The organism is Bradyrhizobium sp. CCBAU 11430 (assembly GCF_028128855.1).
In the GTDB taxonomy this organism is placed as follows: domain Bacteria; phylum Pseudomonadota; class Alphaproteobacteria; order Rhizobiales; family Xanthobacteraceae; genus Bradyrhizobium; species Bradyrhizobium ottawaense.
The window spans coordinates 159794-178068 of the sequence record NZ_LBJV01000006.1 but is presented as its reverse complement, the minus strand read 5'-3'; the positions used below and the strand labels follow the sequence as shown (position 1 = coordinate 178068).

Sequence of the window (18275 nt, the reverse complement as noted above, 5' to 3'; positions counted from 1 at the left end):
TGATCGCACCCAAAAGCAGAGACGTGCCGATTGCGCACCTTGCGCGCGGCAATAACGAGTGTCTCAGGAGATGTTGATGGTTAAGCCAGTTGTAATTGTGGTCGGTGCGGACAAGGGAGGAGTCGGCAAGACGACCGTATCACGAACGCTACTGGACTACTTCAGCGTCAACAACGTGCAAACACGCGCATTCGACACAGAGTCGCCCCGCGGAACGCTGAAGCGCTTCTATCCCGAGATCACTGAGATCGTCGATATGACCACGACGGCGGACCAGATGAAGATCTTCGATACCTTGAACTCAGGGCTATCCGTCACCGTCATCGATGCTCGGGCAGGCCTACTGTCCTCTGCGTTGGCTTCCTTGCGCGACATCGGATTTCTGGACTCAGCACGGTCGGGCCAGATCACATTTGCCGTGTTCCACATCCTGGGATCATCCATCGCTTCGCTAGACGAGATCGCGGAAACCGCGACTTTCATGAGCGGCGCAAAGTACTACCTGGTCAAGAACTTCATCAACGACACTCAATTTTTCCAGTGGGATCAAGCGACTTATAATTCCTATTTTCACCGCATCAAACATGCGACTGAGTTGACCATACCGAAGCTCAACGAGATGGCCTATGAGCAGGTGGAAGTCGCATCCGTCCCATTCATAGACTTCGTGGCAAACAAGGGACGCAACGATGAACCCGCGAACAACTCCTTCGTCCTGCGCGGCTATGTCCGGCACTGGCTGGCAAATGTCTGGAGCGAATTTGATCGCATCAACTTGACGGAATTGGCGGGGGCCAAGTCCGCCACCCGGGCCGGCGAAAAGTAGCGGCATATCCGGCGAGCTCCGGTCGGGCCTACGTACGGAACGAAATTGATCTGCTGGCTATGTTAGCGACCCCCATCTACATCATCTGCTCTCCTAGCCCGCAGGTCGGTAAAACCCTCGTCGCTCGGGCGATGAGCGAGTTCTTGCTGCTGAAAAACGGCACAGCGCTATCGTTCGATGTCAACTTGAAAGAGCCTTCATTGCTCGACTATCTCCCCAACATTACGGAGACCGCTGATGTGATCGACACTTACGGCAAGATGCAGCTGATGGACCCTCTGATCATCCACGATCGGGTACCCAAGGTAATTGACCTCGGCTTTCACGTCTTCGACGAATTCTTCAAGATGTGCGAGGAAATTGGCTTCATGAAGGAGACAGCGCGCTGCTATGTCGCCCCTATCATCCTCTTCGTCGCGGGAGCAGACCGCATCTCCTTTCGCGCTTATGAAATGCTACGGCGGCGAATTCCGCCGGCGTCGCTGGTCACCGTCCACAATGAATTCGTGCTGCGTGGCGAATTACCGGAAGTGATGGATCACGAGCGGGTGATTCGGATTTCCGCACTTCCCCTGTTCCTTAAACGATATATAGACCGGCTTAGCTTTTCCTTCACTGGATATCTGCGCGACGAGAAGGATTGGTCCACCGAGCTGCATCAATGGATTCGACGCAATTACAGCATGTTTCGCGATCTGGATTCGAATGTGACGCTGCGAAGGTCTGACCGTCGACGGGGAACGGATATCGATAGCCTACGTTGCACAAGGGCTACTTAAGAGTTCGGCCTGATCACCATCTGTTCGTCCGGCCTATGAGTGGTTCGTTGACCGCTGACTTCAATGGCGTTCGTCGCGAACGCATTGCGCGCATACGACTTTTTCGCTTGGATCTCCATCCTTACAATCGTGCGCACGGACAGCGCGAAGGGCAATCGACAGCAGCTCATTCGCCATGGCTGATGCAGACAGCTCCATCCTCGAAGAAACCATGACCGCCTTGACTTTGTGAGCGATTAGCCGGATCGACGAGGTCTTCCTTCGGGAGCGCTCATAGCTTCAGGCCGAATTTGCCGAGCACCTGATGCATGACCGCGCCTTTGATCTCGCGGGCGATCTCGTCTCGTATTCGGGCGCCGAGGACCCGTTCGGCATCGGCATCGCCTGTCAGACCATGCTCGGCCAGCCGCTCATCCAAGCGGGTTTCAAACTGTACGCCCATCGCGTCGAGGAGCCGCTCCTGCATGTCAGCATAATCTTGGGGTGCGATGCGCCTCACCACGCTTTCCCATGGTTGCCAGCGCGCTGCCAAATAGTCCGGAAATTCCGCCGCTTCCTGCTCCCGCACTAATACCTCGGCCCTGGCCACATCGCCCTCGGTCACGTGAGAGACATTCATGAAGCGCATGTCAGGAGCCGTGTGCCGCAGCTCCAGGGCGTCCCGCAGCCGGGTCTGATAGGCAAGGTAGACCTCGATATCATCGACATCCGCGTCGGGATCGGCACGACGAAGTGAATTGACCCTCTCGCGCGCGATCCCATCAAGCGCTTCCAAGCGAAACATGACGCGGCCGTTCTGGAGCAATTCGCCCAGTCGCCCGTCATAGACGCCGTCCTCGACATCAGCGTTCAGGCGTGCAGTCTGCATGCCGTTCCAGACCAAAGTAATGCGATCTTCGCAGCTCGCGTTCGCTCCCGAAGCCAATTCGAAATACTGCTCACGCAAACGCGGCCTGACAGCTGCCTGCCGCAGGTCATCAGCAACCGCCTGACGGAACGCCTCATGATGGTAGTTCACGGTGCCCCGGAGCCGGTCGAGGAAGCGTGCATAGTCCGCGGCCCCCGCCTCATGGGCGAAGTGCTGCCAAGTGGACATTGCCGTCGGCTCGCCCTCAAGCCAGTCCGCGGCGACCTCTTGCAGGGACCGCGGCTGAAGTTGCACCGCTCCAGGGGTAATCGAGAAGAAAACCTGAGGGCCGGCATAGTGTCCGGCATGCATCGCTGCTGCCAGGCCGGCCTGCACCCAATCGGCGAGCGGATTATTCTCCAGATTAACGCTCGACTCACCGCCTAGCTGCGTCAGCAGAGTCTCGGGCACGTTGGTCAGCAGATTGTCGCTGGCACCGAACCATATCAGATGGTGCGGGACCGTCTCAGGCAGTCTGGTCAGCCGGTTGTAGCTGGCGCTGAGCCATTCGAGCGCGGCCGGGAGAGGCTCGGGCAGGCCCGCCAACTGATTGTGATCGACGTTCAGACTCTGCAGCCCAGCTGGAAGGCGGGGCAGGTGGGTCAGGCGGTTACCGCTCGCGTCCAACTCCTGAAGCGTTTCTGGAAGGCGTTCGGGCAGACTTGCCAGCTGATTGTTGTCGACATTCAGGCGGCGCACTCCGGCCAGAATGGGCGCAGATAAGGCGGTCAGGGAGAGGGACGATAGATCTAGCAGCTCATTGAGATCACCCGTACCGCGCCAAGCTCTCGTTCGACTTACTGCCAGTTGCCGATCCTCATGTTGCCCCTGCCCGTCTTCGGCAGCCCAGTCGGCCAGCAACTCGGGCCGGGCGGCCCCCTCGGCGCCGGACCCGTGCATGTCCCTCAACGCCTCGCCCCACTGCGATGCGGCGGCGGAGCCGGGTTCGGAGCTTTCTGAATCGGAAGTTGCGGAAGGAGCACCAGCCCCGAGCTGTTCTGCGTTCATCGATATCGTTTCTTGCGTGTCAAAATGGAGCGAACGCGCCGGGGCGGCGCATCTTACAACTGGTAATCCCCCACTATGGCTGACGCTCCACCGGCCAACCGAAATGAGGTGCAATCCCACAACCGGGCAGTTCCGCACGACTGGCGCGAATACGCCTGCGCAAGTATCGCCGAGCAACTGCAAGCAGTGCAGCGAACGAGGCGACGTGTCGCTCGCAGATCGGTTGATATCGGAATCTGCCCCGGTCTCGCCTGCGAGATCTGCGCCCTTTGAGCCGAGCCTGCAAGCGAGTAGCGACGTTCATGATACGAAAGTTAGCTGTCGGTAAGCTGACGGATCCCGGCGCGATGGAAAGGCGGGGCTTGGCTGGGTCAGACACATTTTAATGCCCGCTTCATTCCATCATCGACGCTGTCTCGCCGCTCCAACCGGCAAGTGTACTGATGATGCCGGCCGGGCGCTCCGTGCCATCCATCTTAAATGGCTTTCCCGGCCATCCCTGCAGGCAAGCAAACTGGAAACTAGTAGGTCGTCGTCGTGATCTCCGTTTGGAATGGGACGTCAACGTTTGCCATGTGAGCCTTGATCTTTTACGCATCAGCAACGGTACAACCTGGTGCAGCGTGCGATCCAAGCTATTCAATCGATCTTCAGAGGGGTGCGCAGCGGATGTCGACGGCATTGACTGTCTGTGGAATGCTCGACCCTGCGTCCATCGACATTTTGTCTTGTACTACCAACCGCAACCGCGTTCGCTTCTTTGATCAGCTGGCGCATGCCGTGGATCGCTGCCCTCCTCAAAGTTCGTTCTCATGACTTTCCCATGTTGTTGATAAGTTCCACCTCGCCCGTAGATTGTTTATCGGGTAGGCGATTGTGAATGCCTATAGCAGGCCGGATCTACTTAACTGCCCGTCGGCCAACCGATCTTGTGGAGCGCTGAAATCGTGCATGACACACGATTGGGACGCCGTGAAACCGCGAAATTCTGCCGCGATTTGCCGTCACACGCCCGATGTAGGGTGATATTGACTGGCAAGAGTTGCACATATCTTGCTCGCCACCTCCGGGGACGAACGGGCGGGCCTCGGCTGAACTATTCGGCAGAAATGCGGAGCCAAGCAACGGCCGCTCAGACGATCGTCATGCTTGATACTCCAGGAACGAATATCTGTGATGACTTCGATTGATGATACATTAAATGAGATCAGATGGTTGCGAAACGAAATCTGGCGTTGCCGTCGATCACTTGGCACTGAACTGCCTGGCGCGCAGCGGGAGGCCGTTGAGAAGCGTCTGCATGAACAGCTTTCTGCCTTTGAGAGACTTCTGTCGACGGCGTTCCCATTAGCCCTGACCTCTAAAGTGTATTCGGTCAAGAGCACCACGATCGGGCGAAGCGACTCCCCTGAAGCGCCCATCGAGAACGCCGCAATGGCATCAAGCGGATGCCTCGAGAAGTCGATCAGCGGCTAACAAAAGCGGTTTTGCTACCTCACTTTGTTTACCTTGAGCCCGGCAGTCCAGCCCAAGGTAGTCCCAAGCTGAGAAGCCAAGGGAAACCGCAATGAAACAAACCTCCAACGCAAATATTCGGGCGACTCTTTTGCCCGTTACTACCCCATAGCCCCTGCCCAAAAGCACCTAATCGCCGGCCACAAACAGTATAGATTGGTGCGGAGTACGGATTTCCAGCATATGTCCGGCAATTCCTCCTCCCTCAGCTGACACAGTTGTCGATCGGACCCGTTACCGCGAATCACGAAAGCCTCGAAGTCGCCGAATGGCTGCAGCGCTGATTGAAGCGCGACTGCTGCCAATTGGTCCGCGGATCAGTCCTCAGATAGTTGAGCCGCGCGTCGGCAGGCTGATGCTCCAGTCCGATCAACTTGCAACCACCGAGCTGGCCAAAGCCGGAGGCCCGGTCAGGCCGAACATCTCACTATTGTTCGAGTTCGCAATTGCCGTGCCTCACTCTCGATAAAGGCCTACTGGACGCTTGTTGAGAGATTGTCTCGACCGGTCGTTTCTGCCCGCGGCGGCGGTCGGCATAACGCGTCGGCATTCGCGGCGTAAATTTTTGAAATTTTCTGTTAGACAAAACATCGCCACGTCAGCTTCGTTACGGCCTGTAAAGCGGTCACAGAAGCGGATCACGTCTGGTTTGCACGACACTAACACTTCCTCGGCCCGGCGATCTCCCGCGCAAGCGTATCCTGTGCACCAGCTCGCTGCTATCGCGATCGTAGCAAGGACGGCTGCATAGCGATGCGCATTGCAAGTCCCGCCTATTCGTCGCGCTTGATTCACCAAACCTCTCTTAAACCGCATATACTTCACTGCTTTTTTCTTTGCCCCGCCAGGCTGATCTGTTTACCGGATTGCAGCGCCTCGGCAGCCACTGGCTTGCTGTTCCGGGCGCCGCAATGATACCGGCGCTCGGAAATCATCGTACCGCTAGGCGCAACACGCATTGCGAAGACCGGGATCACACGGAGATCGGCCGTTTAGCGCTTGTGTGCCGATGTTGGCTCCAATACGGCGTTCTGCTTCGCAATGCCTACATCCTGACGTTACGATCGATTCAAGCACTTTGAGCGAGCGGGCAGCGGATATCGTCTCATATCAGCGCTTTTTCCCAGCGAGCGGCTGCCGACCTCCCTTCGCGCAGATCGGAAGGTGCGTCGACCGGAGGCAGGGACTTGTGCATCACCGACGCGTGGCCGCACATTCGCCGAAGCACCATCTCCAACGCGAGAGGCATGGTTCACCCTCAGGTGCCATCTCATAGCTCCTGCATGTACGGTTGGCGACGTTGAACGTCCAAGGTCCTACAATACGATGCGGCGATTTAAGACGCGGGGTGGAGGCCGATGCAAAGCCTCCCTTGCCAAATAGCCGGCCAGATATTCCTTAAAACGGCACGCCGATTGCTGGGTAAGGATCAGCAAGTTGCCGCGAAGAAAGCGGTCGCGGCGGAGCCGGGATTCCAATGAGGTTTATTCGATTCATCCTGATCGACCTCGCCTTGATGCTACTCGCACCTGAGAGTGCAAAGGCCAACATTGTGGCGACCGACGCAAATTTCAAATCGGCTCGGAAAGCTGTGGGATCCGTGATGCCGAATTCTGGCCCAGAGCCAGTATCCGGCTCCGGCGTGCTCCGACAGCTTCACTGCCAAGCCTTTCAAGCCGCGCCATTCCAACATTCATTAGAAGGCCTCGGCCCGCCAAGCAGACTGACAACCTTGCGCTGCTGGAATGGCGCTTTACCTCTGATTGGCAAGCGCAGCGGGCAACGTCCGGTTGCCACACTCCTAGCGGCGCGGAGCTGCTAACAAGAGCTTGATACAAATCTGCAGTCCGCCCTCCCACCCAAGGCTCCTCACGTGAGCGGAAACGCCGTGCTGCCGCGCCATAAACGGCATCGTCGAAAGCATGGCCATCAGCTCCACTGCTGCCATTGGCCTCCTGATTTAGATGAGAAGATGCAGAACATGCGAAGCTTCATTAGAGAAGCCAAAAAGGGCTGTATCGAAGTTGCCTTCAACGGCTCTCTCGGAAGTATTCCGCTAGATACGCAATTCAGCGTACCAGCCAAAGGCATCACAGCGATTTCTGGTCCCCCCGGGTGCGGCAAAACTACGCTCGCGCGCTGCATCGCTGGGGTCCAGCGCCTGCCGAATGGATTCTGTGCAATTGACGGGGAGATCTGGCAGGATGAGACTATATTTCGACCGCCTCATCTGCGTCACGTCGCATATGTATTTCGCTTACCGATTCTCTCTTCTCATTTGTCTGTCCGACGCATACTCTTATACAACGCGTCCAAATCGGAACCGACACTGATCGATTTTGATGGTGTGGTCGAATTGCTCGCCTTGGCGCCACTGCTCGAGCGTTTGCCATCACTTCTTTCCGGAGCGGAGCGACTGCGACTCGCTCTTGGCCGTGCGCTGCTTGGCCAGCCTCGGCTAGTCTTGCTTGACGATCCACTCATTGTGCTCGACCGCTCCGCCAAACGCGAGATCCTGCCCTTTCTCGAGCGCATGCGGCAAACGCTTCCATTGCCGATGATTTACTTCGGCCATGACATCGCTGATATCGAGCATTTTGCCGATCATCTCGTCATGATGAAGGATGGCGCCGTGACTACGGCCGGTCCGCTCAGTGTCCTTCAGAGTGATTCGGCGCTTGCCAAGCGCGGCGAAGCGGCAGTCTGTCTTGATACTACGGTCGGCGGCTATGACGGGCGCTATGGGCTGATCATGCTTCGCCTCAAAGCTGTGCGCTTTCTGATACCTGGAGTGCCGCTTACACCGGGAGCGCAGCTGCGGTTACGCATCGCTGCCGACGACGTCAGCATCGCGCGCGAGCCACGGCGAGCAAGCTCTATCCTCAATGTTTTTCCAGCACGCATAAAAGCCTCTCTGCCGCACGGCGAGGCTGAGGTCACCTTGGTTCTGACCCTTGAAACCGGCCGATCTGGCGTGCCGCTTTTGGCGCGCATCACACGCCGCTCCTTTGATGCGCTACGGCTTAGCAATGGAGGGGAAGTACTCGCGGAGGTCGCGCGCGCCGTTCCGCTTGGGCTGCCGAGCGGTTGCTTGCAACACCTGCCACATCCGCATGAGCACCTTCGACAGCTATGCTCCGATGCGAGAAGAACACCAACAAGATCCCGGCCGTGATCGACAGTCTACCTAAGATAATCCGAATAATGTTCCGGGTAGCTCTTTGCCTTAAAAACGATCTCGATCGGCTACTGACCGATCTGGCTCAGGACGTCGCGCACCAAAACGTACGCATCGGCAGCTGGTGCAGCGACAGTCGAGGCGAGCAAATGGCACGCAGATGATACTCGCAATCGATGTTGCCAGGGGAGAAAAGATCTCAATTTCGCAACCACCCGGCAGTAGAGCAATGTTCTGTCTTGATAAAAGCAGGCTTGCCGAGGCCGCAGCCCTCGGCCCGACCAGCTGCTTCTCGTTCTTTTGGCGAATTTGCTGATGGGGAGGCGATCGGTCCTATTGCGAAGCGCTCGTGAACTGCCGACTGGCGAGCCTCACCGCGGACTTGGCACGCTGCTGCCTTGATCGTGCCACGCGGCCGGGCCTTCAACCCGAGCTGCGGTTTTTTGGTTACAACGATACCGGCCGACATTAACGTGACAGTGGGGCCGCCGAGCAGGTCGGCTCCGCGATCGTCCATCGAACTCTTCGCCATTTCAGAAGCCACCTTAGCTACGGCGTCCGCTGCTGGCCACCTTGATGTCTTGCAAATGTACCGATTGTGGACCTTCAATGGCGAGACGTCGCGCGCGCTAAATAACGCAACCCGACATTAAGTCCATAGTCGGCTTTGCAGTGCCTGCTGGTCAAATGACAAGACCGCTACGGTTCAGGTCTGCCATCTTCCCGCCAAGCGCCTGACCAGCGCCCGTGTGCCGTCGAGCTCAAAGGCAGCGCGACCGTCGCTATTGCTCTGCTGACGTATAGCGGTGTTTTGCAGATTGGCCCCAACGCCTTGTGCGATCTTTGGTGATTTAGATGACCGTCAGCTTAGTGCTGATCGAGCCACCAAGCGCGCGAGCATGCCCGGATCCAAGCCGCTGGGCTGGCCTTGTTGCACCCATTCCGGACCTAAGAACGGGTGGCATATAGTTTGCTCCATCAGTGAGGTCACGATCTACAAAAAGCAAGTTTGTGAGGACAGCATGCTCGGAATTGGAAGTCAGTTGCCGTCATTCGACATCACAGGCGTGAAGCCCGGTTTTCATGCGCAGGAAGAAGAAGGGCAGAGCGCATTTCAGACGCTGACCGAAATGAGCTTTCCGGAAAAATGGAAGATTATCTTCTTTTACCCCAAGGACTTTACATTCGTCTGCCCGACAGAGATCGCCGAATTTGCCAGCCTTTCCAAGGAATTCGCTGACCGGGATGCGGTTGTACTGGGTGGTTCGACCGACAACGAGTTCTGCAAGCTTGCTTGGCGGCGTTCGCATGTCGACCTGCACAATCTACCAATCTGGCAGTTTGCCGATACAAAGGGAACGCTCGTCGATGGTCTTGGGGTGCGTTCACCCGAAGGGGTCGCCTATCGTTGCACCTTCATTGTTGACCCCCAAAACACGATCCAGCACGTTTATGCGACCAATCTCAGTGTGGGGCGCAGTCCTAAGGACACGCTCCGCGTTCTGGACGCGCTGCAAACCGGCGAGCTCTGTCCCTGCAACCGCGAAATCGGCGGCAAAACCTTGAAAGTTGCTTGAGGCAGCATGTCGTGGATCGAACAAATAAGGATTCCCGATTTCGCGAAGGATGTCCGGCTTAACTTGATCTCAGTGGTGTCCGATGAGACGTTTTCGCTGCAACGAAAATACGGGCTGCTGCTGGCGAGTGCGGCTGCCACCCGCAATGCAGCGCTGGTGGCCGCGCTGGAATCCGCGGCGTCCGCCGTGATGACCTCTGTGGAGATCGCCGCAGCGAAGGCCGCCGCCACTGTGGAAGCAATGAACAACGTCTACTACCGCTTCGCTCACCTCGTTTCCGACCCGGAATACAAGACGATGCCGCCACGGCTACGTATGGACGTGATCGGCAATCACGGGGTGGACAAGACAGATTTCGAGCTGTGGTCGCTTGCTGTCTCCGTCATAAATGGTTGCGGCGTCTGCATTGATGCCCATGAGAAGACACTGAGGGCCGCGGGCGTCTCTTCCAAAGCGATACACACCGCCGTGCGCTTTGCTGCGATCACGCAGTCAGTGACGATCGCTATCGAGGCCGCTGGGCCCGCCCCCGCTCAGGCGAGAGGGTGATCTCTACTCTGCCATTCGATCAACGCAGTTGGGGCGCCACGCAGTGGCGCCACAACAAGGCCTTTGCGGCTCTCGAACGATCGTCACGGCGGGGCACGTCGGCAAGTCATGTTGCGCAGCGTCCCTATGAAGAGCGTCGTGGTCGAATTCCCGCCGTCCCGCAAATGACACGCGATGCGCCACGGATAGGATGACTTCGCATCGCCTAGCCTCGGTCGCCGATGGCCGTTCGTTCACAATCACCCAAACTTGAACAGCACACCATACCCGCCGCGCGGATGGCTCCATTGGATGTCGCCGGTCGGCTCAGCGATAACCCGACAGGTACCGCACTCGATGCAGCCGTCAACCGCTACCTCGACTTGGCCGCTGTCGGTGAGTTCGTAGCACCGCGCGGGGCAGACTTTCAAAAGTGCAAGTAGCTGCGGCGATGGCGTTGTGTGCGCACGGACCTTGACGTGAGGGTTTCCGACGTCGACAAGATAGCGGTTGTAATACAGCTTGTCTTCGACGCGCACCGCGGGTTCGGAACTCATGCTTTGGCCTTCCATTGTTGGACTTCACACTGTTGCGGTCAGCGCCAGGCCCGCGCAAGACGACAAGCATCGCCGAACAGACCTGACCATGACCGCGCCTTGACAAAGGATTTCAGGCTCGCTTTCTCCTTTTCAGCCTTGGGCGTACCATCGACGCGCACAAAGTTCTGCATCGCCTTGGAGATGAGCTGCGGATAGGTGAGAAAGAAGTTCTGGGAGTGAGTATGCATTAGGGGCGGCAAATCCTTGTACTTCCTCAGATCTTTGATGACGAACGAATCGTCCAGCATCTTCTTGTAAATTGACAGATTTGTTGCACTCATCGGTTCGCCGCGTGATTTGACCAGACCTATCGCTTCCGCGGCGATACGGCCGGAGGTCATCGCGAGATTGGATCCCTCACGATGAATGGCATTGTTGAGCTGGGCCGCATCGCCCACTACGACCCATCCTTCCCCAAAAAGCTGCGGGATTGACTTGTAACCGCCTTCGGGAATGAGATGCGCCGAATATTCCTTGACTTCGGACCCTGCTATCAGGGGCGCCACAGAGGGATGCCTCTTGAATTGATCGAGCAGTCCGTACGGCGTTTGGCCGGTGTGCTGGAAGTCGCCGACGAGACAACCGATGCCGAGCGAAATACACTCTTTATTGGCGTAGATGAAACCCATCCCGGTCATGCCACGAGAAATGGTGCCGGCCGCCTCGATCACAACGCCTTCATCGCCCCTGAGATTGAAGCGCGCCTCGATAGTCTCGCGAGGCAGGAAATGCATTTCCTTAACCGCGAGCGCAACGTTCTCGGCTGTCGGGCGCGCGCGTAGGCCTGCACGCGTGCCGAGCAGGCCATTGACCCCTTCGGCCAGGACCACGACGTCGGCATGTATTTCCCCGTCTCTGCGATCTGTACGGACACCGACGATCCTTTCACGATCGTCCCGTACAAGCTCGGTGACGGTGGTCTCGCACAGCACGATCGCACCAGCTTCACGCACCTTGGAAGAAAACCATTTGTCAAACTGAGCGCGTATGATCGTATAGCGGTTCGGCCGCTCCTCGTTGAAGTCCTCCGAACGGTAGTGCATGCCGACATGGGAGCGGTCGTCCATCATCCAGAACCGCTGTTCGATCAGGTGGCGTTCGAGCGGCGCCTCCTCTCGAAACTCGGGGATCAGCTTTTCCATCATGTCGGCATATAGGATGGCGCCCTGCACATTCTTCGATCCGGGATATTCGCCCCGCTCGAGCTGCAGCACCTTCATGCCGCGCTTGGCCATCGTCAATGCCGCCGCGTTCCCGGCCATACCGGCTCCGACTACGATCGCATCGAATTTCTCTTCAATCATGCTCATCTCCTCTAGACCGCGATCCGGGCGCGCGCTTCTGGCAAAAGCCGCGCGCGGAATGCAGCCGTCAGCGTCGGTAGCAATTGAATGGCATCACTGACGATCGCGAGATGGGCGAAGTCGAAGATCGGAGCGTTCTTGTCAGTATTGACGGCGACAATCAGATCCGCGCCCTCGACGCCAACCCGGTGCTGGATCGCACCGGAAATGCCGGCGGCAATATAGAGCTTCGGCCGGATGGTTTTGCCTGTCTGGCCGATTTGCCGGTCAGACGTAACCCACCCTTTTTGCACGAGAGGACGCGAGCAGCCATATTCAGCTCCAAGCAGAGTTGCGAGCTCGCGCACCAACCGGAAGTTCTCAGGCGATCCTAGTCCTAGGCCGCCCGCAACCACGACATCGGCATAGGCTAGATTGGACGTTTGTGCATCGCGGTCGGGCAGGAATGACAATACTTTTGTGACAATATCCTCTTCGAAAAGGCCGAGCGGATGAACGACGATACGAGCGGCATCGCGGTCGACACGCTCAGGCATCGGCATGACCCGCGGGCGGACGGTGGCCATCTGCGGACGATAATTCAGGGTGTAGATCGTGCAGAGCAGTGAGCCACCAAAGGTCGGACGCGTCGCCGCAAGCGACCCATCGGCGTCCACGTGCAGCGCGGTGCAGTCGGCAGTAAGCCCCGTCGACAGGGTCGTCGCCACGGAACCTGCCAGATCGCGACCGAGCGTCGTCGCACCCAACAGCAGGATCTCGGGCTTGTAGGTGTTGACGAGTTCGGTTAGCGCCTTGGTGTAGGATTCGTTACGGTAATCCGATAAAACATTGTCGCTCACGAGATAGGCCAGATCGGCGCCATAGCAAAAGGCTTCAAGCGCGGCGTTACGTGTGTGCTGCCCTTCCGGACCGATAACCACAGCGGCAAGATTCACTTTTAGCCTGTCGGCAAGGCCGCGCCCTGCACCCATAAGCTCCCAGGAAACGGGATGCACTTGACCACGCTCAAGCTCGACGAAGACCCAGACGTGCTTGTACGACTTAAAGCGCTCCGGCAGCTCTTTTTTGGCTGCTGCGCGGCCGGCGGCCGCTGGCATGGCCGTTCTGCTGACGTTGCTCATACTTTCAAATTCCTCCTCAACGATAGGGGCGCCGGCGCCACGGGTTGCTTGTTCACTTCGTCAACTGAAGATCACTTTCGGTTAGCAAGTGGCTGGCTGCTCTGCCCCGCCTGCGTGCTTGGACCGGCCGGACAACAATACACGTCGTCGCAAAGAAGCACCCGTCCGACTGATTTTGGAGGGCTCTGCCAAACCGAACCGTTACTCGCCGGGTTCGACGAGCGCCACCGCGGCTCGGCAAGGCGCCGTGGTGATTCTAACCGATAGCTTCGATACCTGAGTTGGCGAGTTCGTACGCTGCGCAGTACCTGCGACCCAGTTCGGCCCAACGACTCCAGATCGGCGGCGAAAACGAGGGCGATCCTGGCAACACTCCTGTCACGCAATCCATCCCGCCCCTCAAACGAAAGCATTCCGTATGGGCCGAAGCTGGCGCTGTTCGTGGCACAGTTCCCATCCGCCAAGAGATGGGCACCGATCTGAGCGGGATCGGGGACCGCTTTGATGCAGATGTTGTTATGCATACCGACTGCAGGAGTAACGCGAAGCGACGACTTACCATTGACCAGCATCTGACCGACGCTGCAGAGCTCTGATCGAGTCAAAACCCGTATCCAAGGAAGCTAACGCGACTATGGGGCTCGGAATGGTAGCGCAGATCTCAGCATGTCGTAAAAGCAGCATCATAGGTCCTCCTTCAAACTCATGCGGTCGACTGCCATCTGTCGGCTTCGATGGCAGGACAACAGCAAGTGTCGTACCAGTTGCAAAGACCATTGAAAGCCAGTCGAAAGTAATGTCCTGCGACACAATTCAACGAACGGCTGATACCTTTGACGCGAGCAATCCAGACATGGGTCGGGAATACGACAACCGCCGCTCCGGTCATTGCTTCAGATAGTTGAGCACGAAAGAGAAGGCCCAATATCGGATCGCCTCGACGCCGGTCGGTCGCAATTCGCTTACAGCGTCACTCCAACTCGCTCAACGGGACAAAGGCCGCGGCCTTCTTAGGGTCTGCGACGGCATCCTTCAAAACCTTGAACACTCGCTGATCGATCGGTGACGATGTCACGAAATCTGCATAGGCTTGCTCCAGTATCGCCTTGCACCTAGCTCTGATTTCCGGCTCTTCGGCGCCAGTAAATTGCTCTTCAGCAAAATATTGTCCCATGCGCTTTAAGATGTGAAGGCGCGCGACATTCACGATTTTGGCGTCGTAATCGACGCCAAGCAGCGAGAAAAACTCCTCTGCCGACGAGGCCTTGCTGAGCCGATCCAGGATACCGGCTGGCATGGATGAGCTGATCATCGAAAATTTCTCCTTCGGATTTGCAGTCGCCATCAGTCTGATGAGAAAATCGACCTCGGCGCGGGAGGAGTCCTCACCACCGATGGCGACCTCAAGTCCGCGCTCACGGGCGTAGCCTACCAATCGCTTCACCCGTTCTAGCGCCAGGCCGCGATGACCACCTAGCTTGGCCGCAATCTGGACATCGGAGGTCGGGATCGACACATTAATCATGGGCACCTTTCCTTCGATCGCCGCGTCGACATCAGATTCCCGCATCCGGCACCAGCCTATGGTGGTCACCGGAAGATCTGCTTCGACAATGGCGCGGATGGCGGCGATCTCCTCGTTGCCCATCGCCGGCGTCCCCGCCTCGATCTCCGTGATTCCGGCAGGCACCAGCGCCTGCGCGGTAGCCAGCTTTTCCTCTGTGGTGAACGCAACGCCAGGTGCCTGCTCGCCGTCGCGAAAATGTCGTGTCGTTGAGCACGGTCGGCTTGGCGCGCACCTGGTCGGGCCGAAACGATTTGGCGGGGGTGCTGGCGGCGCTCACGCGAGAGCTCCTCATTATTTGACCTACCTACGATTCAGCAAACAGCATGCCGGCCTGCCGTACCGGCCAACCCATTGATGACCCTACCGCTTCCGCCCTCGACCTTCTTGAGCAAATGAATTGTCGCAAATGCGACAGGTCATGAAGCGGACGCCTTGCCTGTTGTTACGTCGAGTTCGAACGTTAGCAATTGCGGCTCGCCAGGATGTGAGAATTGTCGCCGAGACTTGGGGGCCGCCGCGGCATTGAACACATGTTCACTCGCTCACATGGAACCGGCGCCAACCGTGCGCTCAACGTCCCGCGCGGCTTACCAAATCCGGCGAGGCTTTCTCGGATGACTGGGCGATAGCGGACCTTTGCGGCGGTTCAGATGGCCAGTCGCCGGCAACCACCGGCCGAGCCGCCTACAACAGAAAATCGCGCCGGCGCACGGCCATCCGGCTCTCACCGCTTTCTTCACCGAAGCAGATGTTGAAGTCGTTACATTGATTGCACACGGGTGTTGTGCACATCACGAGACCTTCACTCTCACAAATCATGCGGTAGAAGAAGCGCTTCCAGCGCATATTGTTGAAATTGCGCGCGGCGAGCGGCGCGAAATGACGGCTCAGCAGCCGCGAGAGTTCGCCACGATTGCGCAAGCCGAGAGCTTCCCACAGATGGTCCGGTTCTATCGCGCGACGCGCGATCATCGAAGCCAGCCAGCGGCCGATATCCCCTTCCGTCGATCGTTGCTTGATCAAGAGATCGCGCAGCATTGCGATCTCGTCGTCCTCTTCGCAGTTGAAAGCCGAAAGCTGCTTCGCGAGCTTGATCTCAAGCGTGGGAAAGTACTGCTCCAGCAAGGCCACCAGTTCAAGGCCGGACAGGCCAGCCTTCTCGGGAAGGGAGCCACCATCCATTGTGGCAGCCGCCAGTATAGACGCCACGACATGGCGATCGAATTTGCTGTCAATGGTAATATCGGCATCTGCAGGATGCACACCGGTGAGCATGCGGTAGGTTGCAATTCCCCTATGCATCTGGCTGTTGATATCAACGGCACAAGCAGCCAGCGACGGAAGCAAGTGCGCGTCAGACATAATTTTGCGGGTCTCCAAAATGGTCAGGTTTGCGCGCCGCAACCTGGTTTTGATCAGGGTCGCTCGTCAGAATGCCGGCCTCCCGGGATGGGCGTCGAGGAGACCGGCATCCGTCGCGCGCCTTTACGAGGCCGCGAGTTCGGCGGCGGTCTTGCCGATGATGGATTCGTCCACCGGCTTCATAATGCCGTGCTCCATCAGCATGTCCTCGAGCTCGTCCATGGAGATCGGGGTGGGGATGATGCCCTTGCCGCCATTATTGTGAACCTTGGTTGCAAGATTGCGATAGTGATCAGCCTGCTTGGAATCGGGTGCATATTCGAGAACCGTCATCCTGCGTAATTCTGCATGCTGCACCACGTTGTCGCGCGGCACGAAGTAGATCAGCTGAGTGCCTAGCTTCTTGGCTAACGCTTCCGCTAGCTCCAGCTCCTTGTCAGTCTGCCGCTCGTTGCAGATCAGACCGCCCAGCCGCACGCCGCCAGAGTTCGCGTATTTTAGGATGCCCTTGGAGATGTTGTTCGCGGCATACATCGCCATCATTTCACCGGACATCACGATGTAGATTTCCTGCGCCTTATTCTCGCGGATTGGCATCGCAAAGCCGCCGCAAACAACGTCGCCAAGCACGTCGTACGAGACATAGTCGATGTTCTCGTAAGCGCCGTTCTCTTCCAGAAAATTGATCGAGGTGATGACACCGCGGCCGGCACAGCCGACACCTGGCTCAGGACCACCGGACTCCACGCAACGAATGTCCTTGTAGCCGACCTTCATGACGTCTTCCAGTTCTAGGTCCTCCACGCTGCCGGCGCTCGCGGCAAGGCTCAAAATCGTGTCCTGCGCCTTGGCGTGCAGAATCAGGCGGGTCGAATCTGCCTTCGGATCGCATCCTACAATCAGGATTTTCTGACCCATCTCGGCTAACGCCGCCAGCGTGTTCTGCGAAGTGGTGGACTTGCCGATTCCGCCTTTGCCGTAGAACGCGATTTGTCTCAGTGAAGACATGTTGCTCTCCATCAACCGATTTGCCAAACGTTGCGCGCTTCTTGTGCGAGCTTGGTTCTCTCACAGAAGCGGGGGCACACGGGTTCAAGGGAAGGAGCGCATCGCTCGCCTTGGGCGTCGGCGTGCACTCAGCCCTCACTCAGTGTTGCTGCAGCTCATTAGCAACAGCCGTGCCAGCGCCTGAACCACACATTAAACTTCTGATTACACATAAAAAAGCCAACCAGCCGGCGTGTGATCGTTGGCTGTTGCGGATGTGACGGGTTCTGCGGCCTGTCGGAAAACAAACAAAAAACCACAAACATCAACGACAAAAGCCGGCATCACGGGATCTATTCCGATCTCTCCAATTGTGGAACGGAGCTTGCTGTTCCTCTCGCAACCCGAGCGATTTCGGGAGAATGAATATGCCGGACGGGCTCGAAACCTGGCGGACCAGCGGCGAGTGTTGCAAATGCGGAATGGCGCTTGGTGCGCAGATATCGGGGTTGACCGAAGAACTTCAACTGGGCTCGCGGGGAGCCGCAGCGGCCTGCCACTTGGTCAGCTCAGCACCCCTACATAGGTCGGCCATGGCGACAATCATCGTCTATCAGAAACCCGGCTGCGCAAATAACGCGCGCCAGATTCAAGCGCTCAAGACCGCCGGCCATGACGTGGTCGTGAAAGATATCTTGAAGCAGCCATGGCATGCGGACGAACTGCGCGGCTTCTTTCGCAATATGCCCGTTAACTCCTGGTTCAACCGAGCCGCGCCCCGTATCAAGTCAGGCGAAGTCAATCCCGATGCTCTCGACGCGGCAAGCGCACTCGCATTGATGGTAGGGGATCCGCTCCTGATACGACGACCGCTGATCGACATAGACGGGGCACGAAGTGCCGGACTCGATCGTGAGCCAGCGCTGTCGCTGCTTGGCGGCAAGACGCAAGATGATCTCGAGGTATGCTTGCACGAAGGACACTGCACGCCGTGCCGGCAGGCGTGAAGACGCTGAG

At 57.7% G+C, this 18275-nt stretch carries 15 protein-coding genes and 1 pseudogene; 7 read left to right on the top strand and 9 right to left on the bottom strand.

The window, feature by feature from the left end:
- Positions 1-76 precede the first annotated feature (76 nt).
- On the top strand, positions 77-826 hold the full coding sequence (locus XI04_RS04600) for a hypothetical protein (protein ID WP_109145653.1): 750 nt from the start codon (positions 77-79) through the stop codon (positions 824-826).
- A 59-nt stretch (positions 827-885) separates the two neighbouring features.
- Positions 886-1605, top strand: coding sequence for a hypothetical protein (locus tag XI04_RS04595; protein WP_271596631.1), 720 nt, complete (start codon positions 886-888; stop codon positions 1603-1605).
- A gap of 271 nt (positions 1606-1876) precedes the next feature.
- On the opposite strand, the gene XI04_RS04590 is transcribed toward XI04_RS04595, so the two are convergent.
- The gene (locus XI04_RS04590) at positions 1877-3520 is read right to left on the bottom strand and encodes an NEL-type E3 ubiquitin ligase domain-containing protein (RefSeq protein ID WP_271596632.1); all 1644 of its coding nucleotides are present in this window, start codon (positions 3518-3520) and stop codon (positions 1877-1879) included.
- A 1176-nt stretch (positions 3521-4696) separates the two neighbouring features.
- Here XI04_RS04590 and XI04_RS04585 point away from each other — a divergent pair.
- Both XI04_RS04585 and modC read left to right on the top strand, forming a co-directional pair.
- On the top strand, positions 4697-4996 hold the full coding sequence (locus XI04_RS04585; RefSeq protein ID WP_271596633.1) for a hypothetical protein: 300 nt from the start codon (positions 4697-4699) through the stop codon (positions 4994-4996).
- 2020 nt (positions 4997-7016) lie between these two features.
- Positions 7017-8210 (top strand): molybdenum ABC transporter ATP-binding protein, encoded by a 1194-nt coding sequence (gene modC, locus XI04_RS04580; RefSeq protein ID WP_271596779.1) that lies wholly within the window; start codon positions 7017-7019, stop codon positions 8208-8210.
- 202 nt (positions 8211-8412) lie between these two features.
- Here modC and XI04_RS04575 read toward each other — a convergent pair whose 3' ends face one another.
- Positions 8413-8745, bottom strand: coding sequence for a hypothetical protein (locus tag XI04_RS04575; RefSeq protein WP_271596634.1), 333 nt, complete (start codon positions 8743-8745; stop codon positions 8413-8415).
- A 490-nt stretch (positions 8746-9235) separates the two neighbouring features.
- On the opposite strand from XI04_RS04575, the gene XI04_RS04570 reads away from it, so the two are divergent.
- Together XI04_RS04570 and XI04_RS04565 are read left to right on the top strand one after the other, a co-directional pair.
- Positions 9236-9790 (top strand): peroxiredoxin, encoded by a 555-nt coding sequence (locus XI04_RS04570; RefSeq protein WP_271596635.1) that lies wholly within the window; start codon positions 9236-9238, stop codon positions 9788-9790.
- A 6-nt stretch (positions 9791-9796) separates the two neighbouring features.
- Complete coding sequence (locus tag XI04_RS04565) at positions 9797-10339, top strand: carboxymuconolactone decarboxylase family protein (RefSeq protein WP_271596636.1); 543 nt, start codon at positions 9797-9799, stop codon at positions 10337-10339.
- A 239-nt stretch (positions 10340-10578) separates the two neighbouring features.
- Here XI04_RS04565 and XI04_RS04560 read toward each other — a convergent pair whose 3' ends face one another.
- The 7 genes and pseudogenes from XI04_RS04560 to nifH all read right to left on the bottom strand — a co-directional run bounded on the left by XI04_RS04560 (position 10579) and on the right by nifH (position 17279).
- Positions 10579-10875: a ferredoxin family protein gene (locus XI04_RS04560; RefSeq protein ID WP_172787725.1), complete on the bottom strand. Its 297-nt coding sequence runs from the start codon at positions 10873-10875 to the stop codon at positions 10579-10581.
- Between the two features lie 38 nt (positions 10876-10913).
- Positions 10914-12221, bottom strand: coding sequence for an FAD-dependent oxidoreductase (locus XI04_RS04555; RefSeq protein ID WP_271596637.1), 1308 nt, complete (start codon positions 12219-12221; stop codon positions 10914-10916).
- Positions 12222-12232: 11 nt separating this feature from the next.
- Positions 12233-13342 carry an electron transfer flavoprotein subunit alpha/FixB family protein gene (locus XI04_RS04550; RefSeq protein WP_172787727.1) on the bottom strand — a complete coding sequence of 370 codons (1110 nt, stop codon included), beginning with the start codon at positions 13340-13342 and terminating at the stop codon, positions 12233-12235.
- Positions 13343-14312: 970 nt separating this feature from the next.
- Positions 14313-14654, bottom strand: coding sequence for a nitrogenase stabilizing/protective protein NifW (gene nifW / locus XI04_RS04545; protein WP_271596780.1), 342 nt, complete (start codon positions 14652-14654; stop codon positions 14313-14315).
- 21 nt (positions 14655-14675) lie between these two features.
- A pseudogene (locus tag XI04_RS04540) lies at positions 14676-15201 on the bottom strand (homocitrate synthase); the annotation flags it as partial.
- A 392-nt stretch (positions 15202-15593) separates the two neighbouring features.
- Complete coding sequence (locus XI04_RS04535; protein ID WP_333913904.1) at positions 15594-16271, bottom strand: nitrogen fixation protein NifQ; 678 nt, start codon at positions 16269-16271, stop codon at positions 15594-15596.
- Positions 16272-16394: 123 nt separating this feature from the next.
- A complete protein-coding gene (gene nifH, locus XI04_RS04530; RefSeq protein WP_027571409.1) occupies positions 16395-17279 on the bottom strand; it encodes a nitrogenase iron protein in 885 nt (294 codons plus the stop codon).
- A gap of 572 nt (positions 17280-17851) precedes the next feature.
- Between nifH and XI04_RS04525 the strand changes: the two genes are divergently transcribed.
- Positions 17852-18265 carry an ArsC/Spx/MgsR family protein gene (locus tag XI04_RS04525; protein ID WP_442868218.1) on the top strand — a complete coding sequence of 138 codons (414 nt, stop codon included), beginning with the start codon at positions 17852-17854 and terminating at the stop codon, positions 18263-18265.
- The last annotated feature ends 10 nt before the right edge of the window (positions 18266-18275 follow it).